The organism is Sedimentitalea sediminis, from assembly GCF_042687825.1.
Classification (GTDB): domain Bacteria; phylum Pseudomonadota; class Alphaproteobacteria; order Rhodobacterales; family Rhodobacteraceae; genus Sedimentitalea.
This window is the reverse complement of record NZ_JBHUQE010000020.1, coordinates 1-14,590: the sequence shown is the minus strand read 5'-3', so window position 1 is coordinate 14,590 and position 14,590 is coordinate 1. Positions and strand designations below refer to the sequence as shown.

Annotated in this window: 10 protein-coding genes; 2 read left to right on the top strand and 8 right to left on the bottom strand. The window is 62.2% G+C overall.

The window, feature by feature from the left end:
* Positions 1-8: 8 nt before the first annotated feature.
* The 3 genes from ACFMPD_RS14345 to ACFMPD_RS14335 form a co-directional block, all read right to left on the bottom strand.
* A complete protein-coding gene (locus tag ACFMPD_RS14345; protein ID WP_380995719.1) occupies positions 9-440 on the bottom strand; it encodes a universal stress protein in 432 nt (143 codons plus the stop codon).
* Positions 437-3,046 (bottom strand): TRAP transporter permease, encoded by a 2,610-nt coding sequence (locus ACFMPD_RS14340; RefSeq protein ID WP_380995817.1) that lies wholly within the window; start codon positions 3,044-3,046, stop codon positions 437-439. The genes ACFMPD_RS14345 and ACFMPD_RS14340 overlap by 4 nt, the downstream gene beginning before the upstream one ends.
* A 98-nt stretch (positions 3,047-3,144) precedes the next feature.
* Positions 3,145-4,113 (bottom strand): TAXI family TRAP transporter solute-binding subunit, encoded by a 969-nt coding sequence (locus ACFMPD_RS14335; protein ID WP_380995717.1) that lies wholly within the window; start codon positions 4,111-4,113, stop codon positions 3,145-3,147.
* Positions 4,114-4,643: 530 nt separating this feature from the next.
* Here ACFMPD_RS14335 and ACFMPD_RS14330 point away from each other — a divergent pair.
* Together ACFMPD_RS14330 and ACFMPD_RS14325 are read left to right on the top strand one after the other, a co-directional pair.
* Positions 4,644-5,477, top strand: coding sequence for a hypothetical protein (locus tag ACFMPD_RS14330; protein ID WP_380995714.1), 834 nt, complete (start codon positions 4,644-4,646; stop codon positions 5,475-5,477).
* Positions 5,478-5,576: 99 nt separating this feature from the next.
* A complete protein-coding gene (locus ACFMPD_RS14325; RefSeq protein WP_380995711.1) occupies positions 5,577-6,254 on the top strand; it encodes a TIGR02466 family protein in 678 nt (225 codons plus the stop codon).
* 99 nt (positions 6,255-6,353) lie between these two features.
* Here the strand turns inward: ACFMPD_RS14325 and ACFMPD_RS14320 are convergent, their stop codons facing one another.
* The 5 genes from ACFMPD_RS14320 to ACFMPD_RS14300 all read right to left on the bottom strand — a co-directional run.
* Positions 6,354-7,589 (bottom strand): hypothetical protein, encoded by a 1,236-nt coding sequence (locus ACFMPD_RS14320; protein WP_380995709.1) that lies wholly within the window; start codon positions 7,587-7,589, stop codon positions 6,354-6,356.
* 3 nt (positions 7,590-7,592) lie between these two features.
* Positions 7,593-9,419, bottom strand: coding sequence for a cysteine peptidase family C39 domain-containing protein (locus ACFMPD_RS14315; protein ID WP_380995706.1), 1,827 nt, complete (start codon positions 9,417-9,419; stop codon positions 7,593-7,595).
* Positions 9,406-11,013 (bottom strand): hypothetical protein, encoded by a 1,608-nt coding sequence (locus tag ACFMPD_RS14310; RefSeq protein WP_380995703.1) that lies wholly within the window; start codon positions 11,011-11,013, stop codon positions 9,406-9,408. The genes ACFMPD_RS14315 and ACFMPD_RS14310 overlap by 14 nt, the downstream gene beginning before the upstream one ends.
* A gap of 91 nt (positions 11,014-11,104) precedes the next feature.
* On the bottom strand, positions 11,105-11,686 hold the full coding sequence (locus ACFMPD_RS14305; protein WP_380995701.1) for a hypothetical protein: 582 nt from the start codon (positions 11,684-11,686) through the stop codon (positions 11,105-11,107).
* Positions 11,687-11,858: 172 nt separating this feature from the next.
* A partial coding sequence (locus tag ACFMPD_RS14300) for a putative sodium/potassium/calcium exchanger (protein ID WP_380995699.1) occupies positions 11,859-14,590 on the bottom strand: 2,732 nt, incomplete at its 5' end.

The following is a 14,590-nucleotide window of genomic DNA, read 5'->3' as shown; positions in this document are numbered from 1 at the left end:
GGGACGGTTCAGCGCACGATATAGACCGAGCATTCCGAGTGGTTCGCCACCCGCGTCGCGTTCGGCCCCATCAGGAAATCCTTTACGTCGGGCTTGTGTGCGCCCATCACGATCAGGTCGCTGCCGGCGGCCTGCGCAGCATGCAGGATCTCCTTGTAGGCGGTCCCGGTGGCCACGATATGGCGCACCTTGCTGTTGCGCTCTTCGCCCAGCGTCGCGACGCACAATTCTTTCAGATGGGTGGCCGCTTCCTCTTCGGCATGGGTGTGAAACCCCGGTTTGAAATATCCGGCCACCAGACTCTTTCCATAGTCGGGCAACACGGTGATGACATCCAGTTGCGCTCCGTCCAGATCGGCCAATTTGGCAGCCATTTTCAGGACGGGGCTGTCGACGCTGCCGTCGCTGACATCGACGGCGCATAGAACGGATTTGATCATGCGGGAACTCCTTGGCGGGATGCGCGGGCGCGCTGCAGAAAAGCGATCAGCCCCAGCAGCACCAGCGACGGAATGAAAATCAGTTCCTTGGGCAACTGGCTGGCCGGAACGCGCACGGCGGTGACTTGCACCGGGTCGTCGGCATAGAAATCAAAGCTTTCCATTTCCGTCGCGATGTCCGTGCCAAAGAGCGGTTCCTCCAGTTTGGCGACACCGTCCTCCAGCATCAGGATCACGCCCATCGCCTCCAGTTTCTCCTGCCCGCTGGGTTCGGACCCGACAACCAGCAGCAATGTGGTTTCCTTGGTTTCGCCGGTATCGAAATCCGGTCCGCTGACCACCATCCGCACCTCTTTTCCGGGTGCCGCGTTTTCAAGTCGCTGCACCAGCTCTGCCGGATCAACGTCCTGGAACGGCGGCTGAATCCGATTCATGAAAAAGTCGGGACGGAACAAGGCAAAGGCAATCAGGATCAGCGCGACGCTCTCGTAGATCCGGTTCTTGGTCAGGAACCAGCCCATCGTGCCGGCGGTAAAGATCAGGATCGCGATCGTGGCGGAGATGAACACCAGAATGCCCTGAAGCCAGCCGACATCGATCAATAGAAGGTCGGTATTGAAGATGAACACGAATGGCAGCGCCACGGTGCGCAGACTGTAGAAGAATGCAACGAACCCGGTCCGAATTGCATCGCCCCCCGACACCGCGGCGGCGGCGAAACTGGCCAGGCCCACGGGCGGCGTCACATCCGCCATGATCCCGAAATAGAACACGAACAGGTGCACCGCGATCAGCGGAACGATCAGGCCCGATTGCGCGCCCAGTTCGACCACCACACCGGCCATCAGAGAGCTGACGACGATGTAGTTCGCGGTGGTCGGCAGGCCCATGCCCAGCACCAGGCTGAGCAGGCCGACCATAACCAGCATCAGGATCAGGTTGCCGCCGGACAGGAACTCGACCAGGTCGGCCATCACCTGTCCGACGCCGGTCAGGGTGACAGTGCCGACGATCACCCCCGCTGTCGCGGTCGCCAGCGCGATGCCGATCATGTTGCGGGCACCGTCGATCAGGCCCTGCCACAGATCGGACACGCCCGACTTGAAGGTTTCGACCATGTTGCTCTGACCGCGGAAAATCGCCTTGAGCGGTTTCTGCGTCAGCAGAATGACGAACAGCAGCGAGGTGGCCCAATAGGCCGACAGGCCGGGCGATTTCTGCTCGATCATCAGGAAATAGACCAGCACGATGATCGGCAGCAGATAATACAGACCGGCCTTGTAGATCTCGGCCACCACCGGCAGTTCGACCTCTTCGGCATTGGGATCATCCGGCACCAGATCGTCGGTGCCCGCCGCCAGCCACAACAGCGCGACATAGGCCAGAACCACCAAGGCGGCCAGGACCGCCCCGGACGCCCCCGGCATGATCGCGATCACCGCCTTGACCGGATATTGCACGCCATAGCACAGCGCCGCGAAGCCGACGAAAAAGGCCGCCATGCCGCCGATCGTCTTACCCATCGACACGACGCGGTTGCCCAGCGTCGGCATGTTGCGTTTCACCGCTTCGAGATGGACGATATAGACCAGCGCAATGTACGAGATCGTCGCCGGCAGAAAGGCGTGGGTGATCACCTCGACATAGGAAATGCCGACATATTCCACCATCAGGAACGCTGCGGCACCCATCACCGGTGGCATGATCTGGCCGTTCACCGAACTGGCGACCTCGACCGATCCGGCCTGTTCGCTGGAAAACCCGACCCGCTTCATCAGCGGGATCGTGAACGTGCCCGTTGTCACCACGTTGGCGATGGACGATCCGGAAATCAGACCGGTGGCGGCCGAGCCGACCACGGCGGCCTTGGCCGGACCGCCCTTGAGATGGCCCAGAGCGCCGAACGCCATCTTGATGAAGTAATTGCCGGCCCCGGCCTTGTCCAGCAAGGCCCCGAACAGGACGAACAGGAACACGAACTTGGTCGACACCCCCAGCGCGATGCCAAAGACTCCTTCGGAGGTGATCCACATGTGGCTCATGGCCTTTTGCAGCGAGGCACCCTTCCAGCGGATGACATCGGGCACCCATGGCGAGGAACCGAAGAAGACATAGAGCAGGAAAATGGTGGCGATGATCGCCATGGCCGGACCTAGCGCGCGGCGCGCGCCTTCGAACAGCAGGATCAGACCGGCCAGCGCGAACCACTTGTCGGTGTCATCCGCAAGCCCGCCGGATTTCACGATCTTGTCGTAGAAGAAATACCCGTAAAGCGCGATGAACGACCCAACGATCCCCAGCACCCAGTCCTGGATCGGGACGTAGTGGCGCGGCGAGCTTTTCAGGGCCGGATAGGCCATGAAAGCCAGGAAAATCGCAAAGGCCAGATGGATAGACCGGTCGTTGTTGATGATGGAACCGGGCAGTAACATATTCGAGAGAGGTGAAGCCAGGATTACCTGGAACACCGACCAGACGACGGCGATGATCGCCAGCAGCGTTGCGACCGGTCCGACCGGATTGCGGGCACCGGCATCACTGGACGCCACGAGTTCCTGCAGTTCCTCTTCGCTTAGCGGACCTTTTCCTGACGTTTTTTCGGCCATCATTCACTCTCCCTGGTCACCACGTTGGCGCGGTTGTGTTTGTTCGTTGAATGGCATTGCCCCGGGGGCGGCGTACCGCCCCCGAAACCCGAGCTGGATTATTCGATCCAGCCCTTTTCCTTGTAGTACTTGGCCGCACCGGGGTGCAGCGGCGCCGACAGGCCAGCCGTGGCCATTTCCTCGGGTTTGAGGTTGGCAAAGGCCGGGTGCAGCTTTTTGAAGGCATCAAAATTGTCAAAGACCGAGGCCACCACGGCATAGACCGCATCGTCGCTGACCGCGGCCGAGGTCACGAATGTCGCGCCCACGCCAAAGGTCGTGACGTCGGCGTCGCTGCCTCTGTACATACCGCCCGGGATGGTCGCGCTCCGGTAGAACGAGTTTTCGGCGATCAGCTTGTCGATTTCAGGCCCGGTCACGTTGACCAGCACACTGTCACAGGCGGTCGAGGCTTCCTGGATCGAGCCCGACGGGTGTCCGACGGTATAGATCATCGCGTCAATCTGGTTGTCACAAAGCGCCGCCGACTGCTCGGCCGCCTTGAGTTCGGATGCCAGCGCCAGGTCGGATGTGGACCAGCCCATGGCCTGCATGACGACTTCCATGGTGCCGCGCTGGCCGGATCCCGGGTTGCCGATATTGACCCGCTTGCCCTTGAGATCGGCAAAGCTGGAAATACCGGCATCGGCACGCGCCACCACGGTGAAGGGTTCGGGGTGCACCGAGAAGACCGCGCGCAGATCCTCGAACGGGCCAGCCTCGGCAAAATCCGAGGTGCCGTTATAGGCATGGTACTGCCAGTCCGACTGCGCCACGCCGAATTCCAGTTCGCCGGCGCGGATGGTGTTGATGTTGTAGACCGATCCACCGGTCGATTCCACGGAACACCGAATGCCGTGGTCCTTGCGGCCCTTGTTCACCAGCCGGCAGATGGCGCCCCCGGTGGGATAGTAGACGCCTGTCACGCCGCCGGTGCCGATGGTGATGAATTCCTCGGCAAAGGCCGCTGGCGCCATGAACGCCGCTGTGACCAGCGCGCCGAGGGTCAGCTTGGATTGATATTTCATTGAGACACTCCCTTGGTCTTCGCAAATGTTTTCCGCTTCTTGTCGTGGGGCACAGGAACAGCGTTAACCGGAAATGCGAATACCGCCGGTTTTCCCTAGACTTTCAGCATTTTAGGCGTCCTGACCTTGCGCCCCCCCGAGAGTTTTGAGGGTTCCATCCGTTTCTTCACTTGTCAAGTCCACAGGTCGGTTCACGCGCCCCGGGATCGATTGAATTCGCCGCCAAAAGGGTGCGTGCGCCCCGTGCTTGGCCCACATGCGGCGTGGCGCGCCACAGCCTCCGGCACCGGAAACCTCTCCGGTTAGGGTGGTCGTTCGGTCGCAAGAAACCGCCGATCCCGACGCTGAGGAATACAACCCACACCAGAAAATACATCGAAAAACAATAGATTGCACGGCGAAGTGCATTTCGATACACTTTCGCTACATTGCGCCGCCTCGATCCTGGTCCAGAACAGGGTTGAATATTGCAGGCAACTGAATTCTGATAATCCTAGTGGCTTAATGCCCTGGGTATCCGGTGTATGAACATGAAACGGCGCATTTTGCATGACGATTCCAAGGTTCCGCACGAGTGGGCGTTTCTGGCGCTCGGTATTGCGCTGACCGGTGCTGTGGCACTGACTCCTGTCACCGCCCGGGCCAATGACCCCTGGCTCTATGACGCCACGGTGGACACGGTATTTGACATCATCCGCGAGGATGACCCGTCCAGCTATATCTGCATGTCATACGAGGGCCGCGCCACACGGCAGATGTGGGACAAACGCCGTAACAATGAATTCGATCTGAACGTGTTTCTGTTCAATGCCTATTTCGAGGACATGCCACCGTTCGAGATCGTGGTGAACCCGGAATACGAAAGCCCCGAGGCGGCCCGCGCCGAGGCCGACCGCTACGGTCGCCGGATCGGTCAGGTGCCGCTGGTGTTCCGGCACGGCATCACCCGGTTCGGTATCCATATGGGTGCCGAGGGTTTCCACGCCGGCGCCGGCAAGATATTTGTCTACAGCGAGACCAGCACCCGCCGGATCGAGGACGACCATCTTGAGGAATCGCTGCTGCACGAGGCGGTGCATGCGACGCTGGACTCGCATTATCGTCTGGCGCCCATGTGGGTGGCGGCCCAGCAGGCGGACGGCCGGTTTCTGACCGGATATGCCGCCGCCTATCCCGAACGCGAGGACCTGGCCGAGACCGCGCTGTTCGCCTATGCGCTGCTGCGCCATCCCGGGCGCATCCCGCCGGCTGACAGCATGGACATTCTGCGCACGGTTCCCGCGCGCATCGAGGTTGTCAAAGCCATCCTGGACGACATCCCCACGCTGCCAAGGCCGCCCACACCGCCGCCCGGATGCCGATGACGACATGAGATTTCTATTACAAGCCTTTTTAAAACCGGCGAAACATCGCTTTTTGACCGATCTGACCTCCCGAAATAATAAGACCAGCAGGAGACTCCAATGACCCGAACCATAGCCCAACTGGAAACCGAAGGCGGACAGGACGAACTGCGCCGCGACGACTATTTTCCGACGCTGGTCTATTCCACGATGCTGCATGACGCCGAAGACATGAACAAGGAAATCCTGGCCGCGATCTATGACGAGCGCGACAAGGATTCCAAAGGCATAGAACGGTCGAACTATCGATCTCTGGGCGGTTGGCACAGCCATAACAACCTGCACAAGGATGCCAAGTTCAGCCGCCTGACCCGGCGGATTCACGCGATCCTGGCAGGGATCAACAGCAATCTGGGATATGATCCCGCGCGGCATCTGCGGGTGACGACGATGTGGTCGATCACCAACCCGCCGCTCAGTTCGAACCGGGCCCATATCCATCCCGGCGCACTATGGAGCGGAGTCTATTATGTGCAGGCCCCCGAGGGCGCCGGAGCGATCGACTTTACCGATCCCCGCGTCGTGACGATCATGAACAGCCCCAGCTTTATTCCCAACAAGCGCCGCAAGACCGAATGCTGGACCAAGGTCAAGGTCAAGCCTGTCGCCGGCAAGATGCTGTTCTTTCCAAGCTGGCTGTATCACAGTGTCGATCCGAACCTGGCCGAGGGCGACGGCAAAGAGGCCGAACGCATCATCATCAGCTTCAACATCAGCCAGTTGCGCAAACCGAAATAGGCCAATATCGCGCCCGGTCCGCCATCGCCGATGTCGCCGCCGGGCGCCCGCCAGCCCCTGACCTGTCTCGGGGATGTCTGCAGACCCCTGCGAGCCGGGCTAACGCGCCATCGCCTTGAGCCGTCGGTTGGCGATCAGCGACAGCACCACCGTGGCCTTTGATATGCTGAGCAGAACGACAACCGGGGCGACCGAAAACAACGAGGTCGACACCAGCGAATCCTCCATGCCGATCGACATTTTCTGAAACCCGGCCGCGATCGGAAAGGCGTACGAGGAAAATATGATCAGAAAGGCGATCCCCATACCGATATCCTGGGACAGGCGGGTCCGGGCCTGGGTTTCGCGCACCTTGCCCTGCAGGTCGGCGTGGCGACGCATGCGGTCGCGCAGCACCTCTTTCTTGGCGTTGCGCAGGCTCGGCGGAGCCAGTCGGTCATTGGTCGCACGAAACGACAGATAGGATTGTTCGAGCCGCGTTTCAGTGCGGTCAAAGGCAATGCCCAGAACGCGCAACGCACCGCGGTCGCTAACGATCAGGGTGACGATGATCAGCGCCACGATCACCCCGACAACGACAAGCGACGAAATGAAATAGACAAAGCACATCAATAGCATAAAGCCGAAAATGGCCGCCTCTTCCTCGCGGTCGCGTTCATTTTCGCGCAGGATTCCGGTTAGCGTGTTTACCGTCAGCGGGGCGTGATCGGCGCGGCGGTATTCGAACTGAAACTGCTCGCATGCGCGCGTCAGCGCCTCGTGGTTCAGGACCTTGCACCGAGCCCGCATGCCGATCGCTATCAACCCGATCCCGATGGCCAGCGCCAGGATCAGGGCAAAGGGTTCGATGGCGTTGGTCTCGACGCCAGAGCGCACGGCAAAGAACAGAACGATGATCGACAGCACCGACAGCGCGCGCGACGACAGCCGATAGACCTTGGACTCGCGCATCTCCCGTTGCAGCAGCCCGAACAGGCGCTCGCTCAGCGCCGCAGGGGTTGTGACATTCCCCAGCAAAATACCGCGCAGTTCGATGATGCTGCAGGCCGGGACAGCGTCTTTGGGCGTGGCAAACCTGTGCACCGTGACCCAGCGCCCGCCACAGGACTGCCAGCGGGCCAGTTCGCCGTGCCCGTTCTCGCGATGCAGGCGCAGGGCATAGGCGGATCGCGGCGCGGCAGAGGGATCATCGGTCACGGTCCATTGCGCGGCGGTGATACTGCTGCCGGCGGGATCACCAAAGAACGCATCGACCGACAGCGGCGCCAGTTCCGGGGGAACCGCAGCTTCGCGATAGGGCCAGATGTCGCCAAGAATGGGATAGGTCGCGCTCATGGGTCAGGCCGCCTCGACAAGGGTCAGTCGTTTCATGGTCAGATGCCCGGCCCGCGTGAGGCCCAGGTCGTTCAGCCGCGCCTGCAGCTCGGTGACCGCCAGCCGCTCGCGGTAGTCCCAGAATACCGGGAAATCCCCAGGTTCGCAGCTGTGCAGATCGCGCAACACCCGGTCCCCGGCGCCATCCTTGAACACCTTGCGGGCGTTCGCCGGCGCAGGCAGGGTCTGCCCCTGGCGGGTTTCGCGGGCGATCATCAGATGTTCGAAATCCGCCTGATTGGCGTCCTGTCCGGGTCCAAAGATGCGGATCGGACCGAACTTGGGACGGGCGGCGCCGTCAACGGGCAGGCTGTTCAGCGTATAGCGCACCGCATCGGCCATGATCAGTCGCTGTTCGCGCACCGTCAGGTCCGGTTGCTGCAGGTTTTGCATCAGCGGTGAGATGCCTTCGATACGTGTCAGCCCCGGCTGGTCCTGTTGCACGGTCAGATCGACAGGCCCGACGATCTGTTGCGGGCGCAGCGGTACCTCGCTGGCGGTCAGGGCCGAGACCGGCTCGCGCGCCGCCAGTGCCGGCGCCAGCTGCATCGCCCGCCGAAAATCGTTTGGCACGATCTGCATCGACGTGAGGATCCAGAACATCAGCGCCACCGCCGGCAGATCGTTCAGCAGCACGCTAAAGCCGGCAAATCCGATCACGGTCCACTTTGCGATTTCAGCGATCAGATCAGGAGCCGAAACCGCGCTGATCAGGTCGCGCCCCAGACTCAGCTTGCTGTAGCGCCCGATACCGCCCTGCACCGAACGGCGACAGACCTGCACCGCATCCAATTGAACAACCGTCATGACTAGTCCGAACAGGAATAGGTAGACCAGCGCCACCGCCGGATGCAGCAGACACAGCAAGACCGGCACCGCGACGACCGATCCCAGACTGGCGGGCAGCTGAGAACGCTGCGGTACGGAAACGCTGAGCCCCTTGCGCAGGGCGCCGGACACGTCGCGTTCCAGCCGTCCGCGAAACCCGCTGAGATCGCGGCCGCGCATGGTCGCACGCAGAACCCCGCGCCACAGACGCGACTGGGCGCGGCGAATCCATCGGTCTTCGGCATCAAAGCGCACCTGATGGGCCACCAGCAACAGACCGCCGCAGACCGCGATCAGACCGAACGCGGTCAGCAGCGACGGAAAGCTGGCCTGATTCAGCACCAGGTACAGAACCGCCACCAGACAAAGCAGCAGCGCCGCCTCAAGCAGGCGCGTGGCAAAGCCGACAATGAACAAAGCCACCGGCTCGATGCTGCGCCGGGTCGCCCCCCCGACAACTGCCGCCGCCGTCGACGCTCGGCCGTTCCGCTTAGCCGGAATGGCCGCACTGCCCTGCCCGGCCGGCGCGATCTGCAAAAGATGACCGGAATAGAGACTGGCGAAATCGTCCGGGGCGTAAAACACCGGACCCATCGCCGGATCAAACACCAGAACGCCGTTGCGCCCGGCCCGCAGCAACACAACATAGTGCTGCTGCGCCATGTGCAGAATGATACGGCCCTGCAGGCCGGCCACCCGGTCCGGCGGTACTGACAGAGCCTTGGCCTGCAGACCGTGCCGGTCGTGAAAATACCGGCGCAGCGCCTCAAGGCTGGTCCCGCTGCGATCCGGGTCCAGTTCCTCGACCGCCGCCACCGGATCGGCTGGGCGCGCCAGCAGGCGCAGCACCGTCAGCGCGCTGGCGACGCCGCAATCGGTGCGCCCGGTCTGGCTGACAAAGCTGCGCGCGCTGGTCGCCAAAGTCCACTGCGCGGCGCACCAGAACAGACTAGATCGCAGCATTTCGGGCCAACAAGAAGCTGAAGAGGGATTGCCGCGCCAGCGGGAAACTCAGATGTACCACCGCGCCGGGCAGATGTTCGATCTTTTGCGCCGAGGACGAGCTGACCCCGACCACGACCTGTGACAGCACCCCGCGCTTGATGATCTTTCCGGCCAGCGATTCATTGCCCAACCGGATACCCAGTTCCTTGGTGTCCACGGTCGAAAAATCGCGGTCAAGCAATTGCGCGTCAAAAACGATCTCGGTGCCGGTTCGGGTGTCGCTGATCGAGCCGCGCACCATTTGGCCGGGTTTCAGCACGACCGCATGGCGGTTTTCGAGAAAACCGACAATTTCATGCGTGCCGCCTTCGGCCTGATCCGAGTCCGACTGCTTTGGCAGGTTGATCATGCTGGTGACCAGGATCGGCAAATCTTCGGCGTCGCGGGCGGTGGCCGCGGCGACGGTCAGGCGCTGTTGCGGTACCTGCGCCAATTCGACAAAGACCGACAATACATCGACCGAGGCGATCATCTGGCGGTCGATATATACCTGAGCTACATCCAGACCGCCGGCGCGCAGGGCGGTCTCGATCTGCGCCGGATCCGGCGGCAGGCCCAGGTCCAGGGTGTGGCTACCATACCGCAACCGGACCTGGCCGGTTGCCGGCGCACCATAGACCAGCAGTGCGATCCCGATTGCCGGATCGTCGCTGGCCAGCAGGCGCAGCGCATCGCTCTTGTCGACATCGGCGCGGCTGGCCTGCAGGGTCCGCATATCGACCGACACGCCGTCCGATATCGCCACCTGCGGGATCACCGCCTTGGCCAGAAAGCGCGCCTCGGCTTCGGCACGCGTGGTCTGACGCAGCGTTTCGAGCTCACGCATCTGCATGGCCAGATTGTCCAGCCGGTCGGTCAGGATGTCGACCTCGGCGGCGTCGATGGAATTGCCATAGTTCAGATCGTTCAGCGCCTTGATCAGTTCCAGCACCTTCTGGTCAGTCGAAAACCTTGTTCCCTTGCTGGTGATCACCGACAGGCGTTCGTTCTGGATGTCGTCCATCATCGCCGCCTGTTTCTGGGCCGGCAGGGCCGAAATTTCACCCGAGCGTTTGACCAGACCTTCGAGCCGCGCCAATTGCGCCAGCCGTTCCTCGTTCAGCGCGTCGATGTCAGAGACGGTGCTGCTGTTGAAATCCTGCAGCGCGGCCAGCACGTCGGCCGTGTCATTCTTTAACGCGGTGCGCGCCGCCAGGCGCTCGACCGTGGCGACCCGCTTGGCCCGGTCGCGATCCAGATCCAACTGCAGTTTCGAGACCTTCTCCAGATGCTCGCTTTCGATCTTGGCCAGTTCACGCCGCATCGTGCCTTTCAGCAGGTCGTTGGTCGCGACCGCGCCGCGGCTGCTGACCGCCGTCATGATCTGGCCGGGCATGAACCGGCCGTCCCGCGACGGGAAATGATGGACGACGCCGGGATCGCTGGCGCGGATCGTGCGCACCCCGCCGGGATTGACCACCAGGCCGAACCCGTCGACGGAAAACGACACCGGCACATAAAAGACGCCCAGCGCCGCCAGCAACAGTCCAACCGAGACAGATAACAGTTTCATCGTTCAAGCTTTCCAGTATAAGATACTGTCTATATTACATTTTCACCAATAATACAATCTTCGGACGCGACCGGTTTCGGATGCCGGACACTCATAGCGCGTCCAGATCCAGTTTCTTCATGTGATAGCTGGCAATCACCCAGCGCAAGATCGCCATCAGGGTCATGATGTCGGTTTCCAGCTCTACCGCCGCCAGCTGATCGGGCCGCGAGACCACGCGGACGCCATCGGCATCGATCATCAGAATGCGCCGCACCGAGCCGTCGATCAGGAAATCGACGAACCAGCGGTCGCGCCCGGATTGCGCCAGCTTGTCGGCGCGAAAGAACCGCGGCAGCAATTCTCCGATCAGCAGGTCCAGCTTTTCCGGTGTCGGCAGCGTCTTGAAATCGAGCCGCTCATTGATGTCGCGGTCAAAGGCGTTGGCCTCGGCCAGCACCGGTCGGAAACAGCGGGCCACCGCGGCGCCGCCCTCGGCCACGGTCAGCCGGGCGCGCCCGCCGGCGATCGCCTTTTGCAGCGACAGGGATTTCACCGAATAGGCCGGGGACTGGTCAATGAACTGCATGTCGGTCGTCATCCGTCTGTGATTGTCGTGACCGGGGCGGCGGTGATCCGTCCTGGCCGTTCGCAAGCGCAGCGCGCCCTGTCGGAACAGAAAATGCAGGGCCATCGCGGGTCCTGCATTGTGGGCCGGTTCGCCATTCTGGCGGATTTGGCCAAACCGGACCCCCTGCGATGCAGCGGGTCCGGACAGATGCGGTCTGGACCGGGTCTGTCCGGCAGGGCGATGGCGGTTTGCGCAACGCCCTGCGCGTTTCTCCGGTCAGGCGGCGGACCGTCCCTTAGATGGACGTATCCAGGTCGAGGCCACCCGCCAGGTCAGCCCCGGTCGTGTCGCCATCGTCGTCGGCACCGGCGGCTCCGCCAGCGTCGATCGCACAGGCATCCGCGCCGCAGGCATCGTCAAAGCTTTGCTCCGCGCCGCCATCGGCACCGCAGGCATAGCCACCACACGAGCCGTCATCGGCTGCCGCGCCGCCCGAGACGACAACCTCGTTGCCCTCGTTGCCTTCGTTGCCTTCGGAGTCGATCTCGTTGCCTTCGTCGCCTTCGTCGTTTGGCGAGGCCTCGTTGCCTTCGTTGCCTTCTTCGCCTTCGTTGCCCTCGTTGCCTTCGTCGCGTCCGGGCTCGTCGCCTTCGTTGCCTTCGTTGCCCTCGTTGCCTTCGTCGCGTCCGGGCTCGTCGCCTTCGTTGCCTTCGTTGCCCTCGTTGCCTTCGTCGCGTCCGGGCTCGTCGCCTTCGTTGCCTTCGTTGCCCTCGTTGCCTTCGTCGCGTCCGGGCTCGTCGCCTTCGTTGCCTTCGTTGCCCTCGTTGCCTTCGTTGCCTTCGGAGTCGCTCTCGTTGCCTTCGTCGCCTTCGTCATTTGGCGAGGCTTCGTTGCCTTCGTCGCCCTCGTCGTTGGGGGTGACCTCGTTGTCTTCGTTGCCTTCGCCGTTTGGCGAGGCCTCGTTGCCTTCGGTGCCTTCGTCGCGGCCGCCTTCGTTGCCTTCGTTGCCTTCGGAGTCGATCTCGTTGCCTGCGTCGCCTTCGTCATTTGGCGAGGCGTCGTTGCCTTCGTCGCCCTCGTCGTTGGGGGTGACCTCGTTGTCTTCGTTGCCTTCGCCGTTTGGCGAGGCCTCGTTGCCTTCGGTGCCTTCGTCGCGGCCGCCTTCGTTGCCTTCGTTGCCTTCGTCGTTTGGCGAGGCCTCGTTGCCTTCGTTGCCTTCGTCGCGGCCGACTTCGTTGCCTTCGTTGCCTTCGTCGCCTTCATTGCCCTCGTTGCCTTCGTCGCGGCCGGGCTCGTCGCCTTCGTTGCCTTCGTTGCCTTCATTGCCCTCGTTGCCTTCGTCGCGTCCGGGCTCGTCGCCTTCGTTGCCTTCGTTGCCCTCGTTGCCTTCGTCGCCTTCGTCGCGACCGGCTTCGTTGCCTTCGTTACCTTCGTCGCCTTCGTTGCCTTCGTTGCCCTGATCGTTAGAGCCAACTTCGTTGCCTTCGTCGCCCTCATCGCCGCCGGGCTCGTTGCCCTCGTTGCCTTCGTCGCGTCCGGGCTCGTCGCCTTCGTTGCCTTCGGTGCCCTGATCGTTAGAGCCAACTTCATTGCCTTCGTCGCCCTCATCGCCGCCGGGCTCGTTGCCCTCGTTGCCCTCGTCGCCTTCGTTGCCCTCGTGGCCTTCGTCGCGACCGACTTCGGTGCCTTCGTTACCTTCGTCGCCTTCTTTGCCTTCGTTGCTCTGATCGTTAGAGTCAACTTCGTTGCCTTCGTCGCCCTCATCGACGCCGGGCTCGTTGCCCTCGTTGCCTTCGTCGCCTTCGTTGCCCTCGTTGCCTTCGTCGCGACCGACTTCGTTGCCTTCGTTACCTTCGTCGCCTTCGTTGCCCTCGTTGCCTTCGTCGCGACCGGCTTCGTTGCCTTCGTTACCTTCGTCGCCTTCGTTACCTTCGTTACCTTCGTCGCGACCGGCTTCGTTGCCTTCGTTGCCTTCGTCGCCTTCGTTACCTTCGTTGCCTTCGTCAAAGGGCGACGGTTCGTTGCCCTCGTTACCCTCGTCATTCGGGGTGAACTCGTTGCCTTCGTTGCCTTCGTCGCCTTCGTTGCCTTCGTTACCTTCGTCGCCTTCGTTGCCTTCGTTACCTTCGTCGCCTTCGTTGCCTTCGTTACCTTCGTCGCCTTCGTTGCCTTCGTTACCTTCGTCTCCTTCGTTACCCTCGTTACCTGCGTCGCGACCGGCTTCGTTGCCTTCGTGACCTTCGTCGCCTTCGTTACCTTCGTTGCCTTCGTCAAAGGGCGATGGTTCGTTGCCCTCGTTACCCTCTTCATTCGGGGTGAACTCGTGGCCTTCGTTGCCTTCGTCATTCGGGGACGGCTCGTGGCCTTCGTCGCCTTCGTCGACCGCAGAGGCCTCGCTGCCTTCGTTGCCTTCGTTGGCTGCGTCGCCCTCGTTGCCCTCATCGCCCTCGTTGCCGGCAAAGTCCGAGTCAACGGGCTCGTTGCCCTCGTCGCCCTCGTCATTCGGGGCCGCCTCGTTGCCTTCGTTGCCTTCGTTGCATTCGTTGCCTTCGTTGCCTTCGTCGCCTTCGTCGCCCGCAGCGGCCTCGCTGCCTTCGTTGCCTTCGTTGGCTTCGTCGCCCTCGTTGCCCTCATCGCCTTCGTTGCCGGCAAAGTCCGGGTCAATGGGCTCGTTGCCCTCGTCGCCCTCGTCATTCGGGGCCGCCTCGTTGCCTTCGTTGCCTTCGTCATTCGGGGACGGCTCGGTGCCTTCGTCGCCTTCGTCGACCGCAGAGTTCTCGCTGTCTTTGTTGCCTTCGTTGGCTGCGTCGCCCTCGTTGCCCTCATCGCCCTCGTTGCCGGCAAAGTCCGAGTCAACGGGCTCGTTGCCCTCGTCGCCCTCGTCATTCGGGGACGCCTCGTTGCCTTCGTTGCCTTCGTCACCCGGGGTGCTTTCGTTGCCTTCGTCGCCCTCGTCGTTCGGGGTGAACTCGTTGCCTTCGTTGCCCTCGTCATTGAGCGAGGATTCGTTGCCCTCGTTGCCCTCGT

Excerpts from the sequence above, each read along its gene's own strand:
- ACFMPD_RS14325 (WP_380995711.1), top strand. The coding sequence starts at position 5,577 with ATGACCCGAACCATAGCCCAACTGGAAACCGAAGGCGGACAGGACGAA.
- ACFMPD_RS14310 (WP_380995703.1), bottom strand. The coding sequence starts at position 11,013 with ATGAAACTGTTATCTGTCTCGGTTGGACTGTTGCTGGCGGCGCTGGGC.
- ACFMPD_RS14305 (WP_380995701.1), bottom strand. The coding sequence starts at position 11,686 with ATGGCCCTGCATTTTCTGTTCCGACAGGGCGCGCTGCGCTTGCGAACG.
- ACFMPD_RS14330 (WP_380995714.1), top strand. The coding sequence starts at position 4,644 with ATGAAACGGCGCATTTTGCATGACGATTCCAAGGTTCCGCACGAGTGG.
- ACFMPD_RS14315 (WP_380995706.1), bottom strand. The coding sequence starts at position 9,419 with ATGCTGCGATCTAGTCTGTTCTGGTGCGCCGCGCAGTGGACTTTGGCG.
- ACFMPD_RS14320 (WP_380995709.1), bottom strand. The coding sequence starts at position 7,589 with ATGAGCGCGACCTATCCCATTCTTGGCGACATCTGGCCCTATCGCGAA.
- ACFMPD_RS14335 (WP_380995717.1), bottom strand. The coding sequence starts at position 4,113 with ATGAAATATCAATCCAAGCTGACCCTCGGCGCGCTGGTCACAGCGGCG.
- ACFMPD_RS14345 (WP_380995719.1), bottom strand. The coding sequence starts at position 440 with ATGATCAAATCCGTTCTATGCGCCGTCGATGTCAGCGACGGCAGCGTC.
- ACFMPD_RS14340 (WP_380995817.1), bottom strand. The coding sequence starts at position 3,046 with ATGGCCGAAAAAACGTCAGGAAAAGGTCCGCTAAGCGAAGAGGAACTG.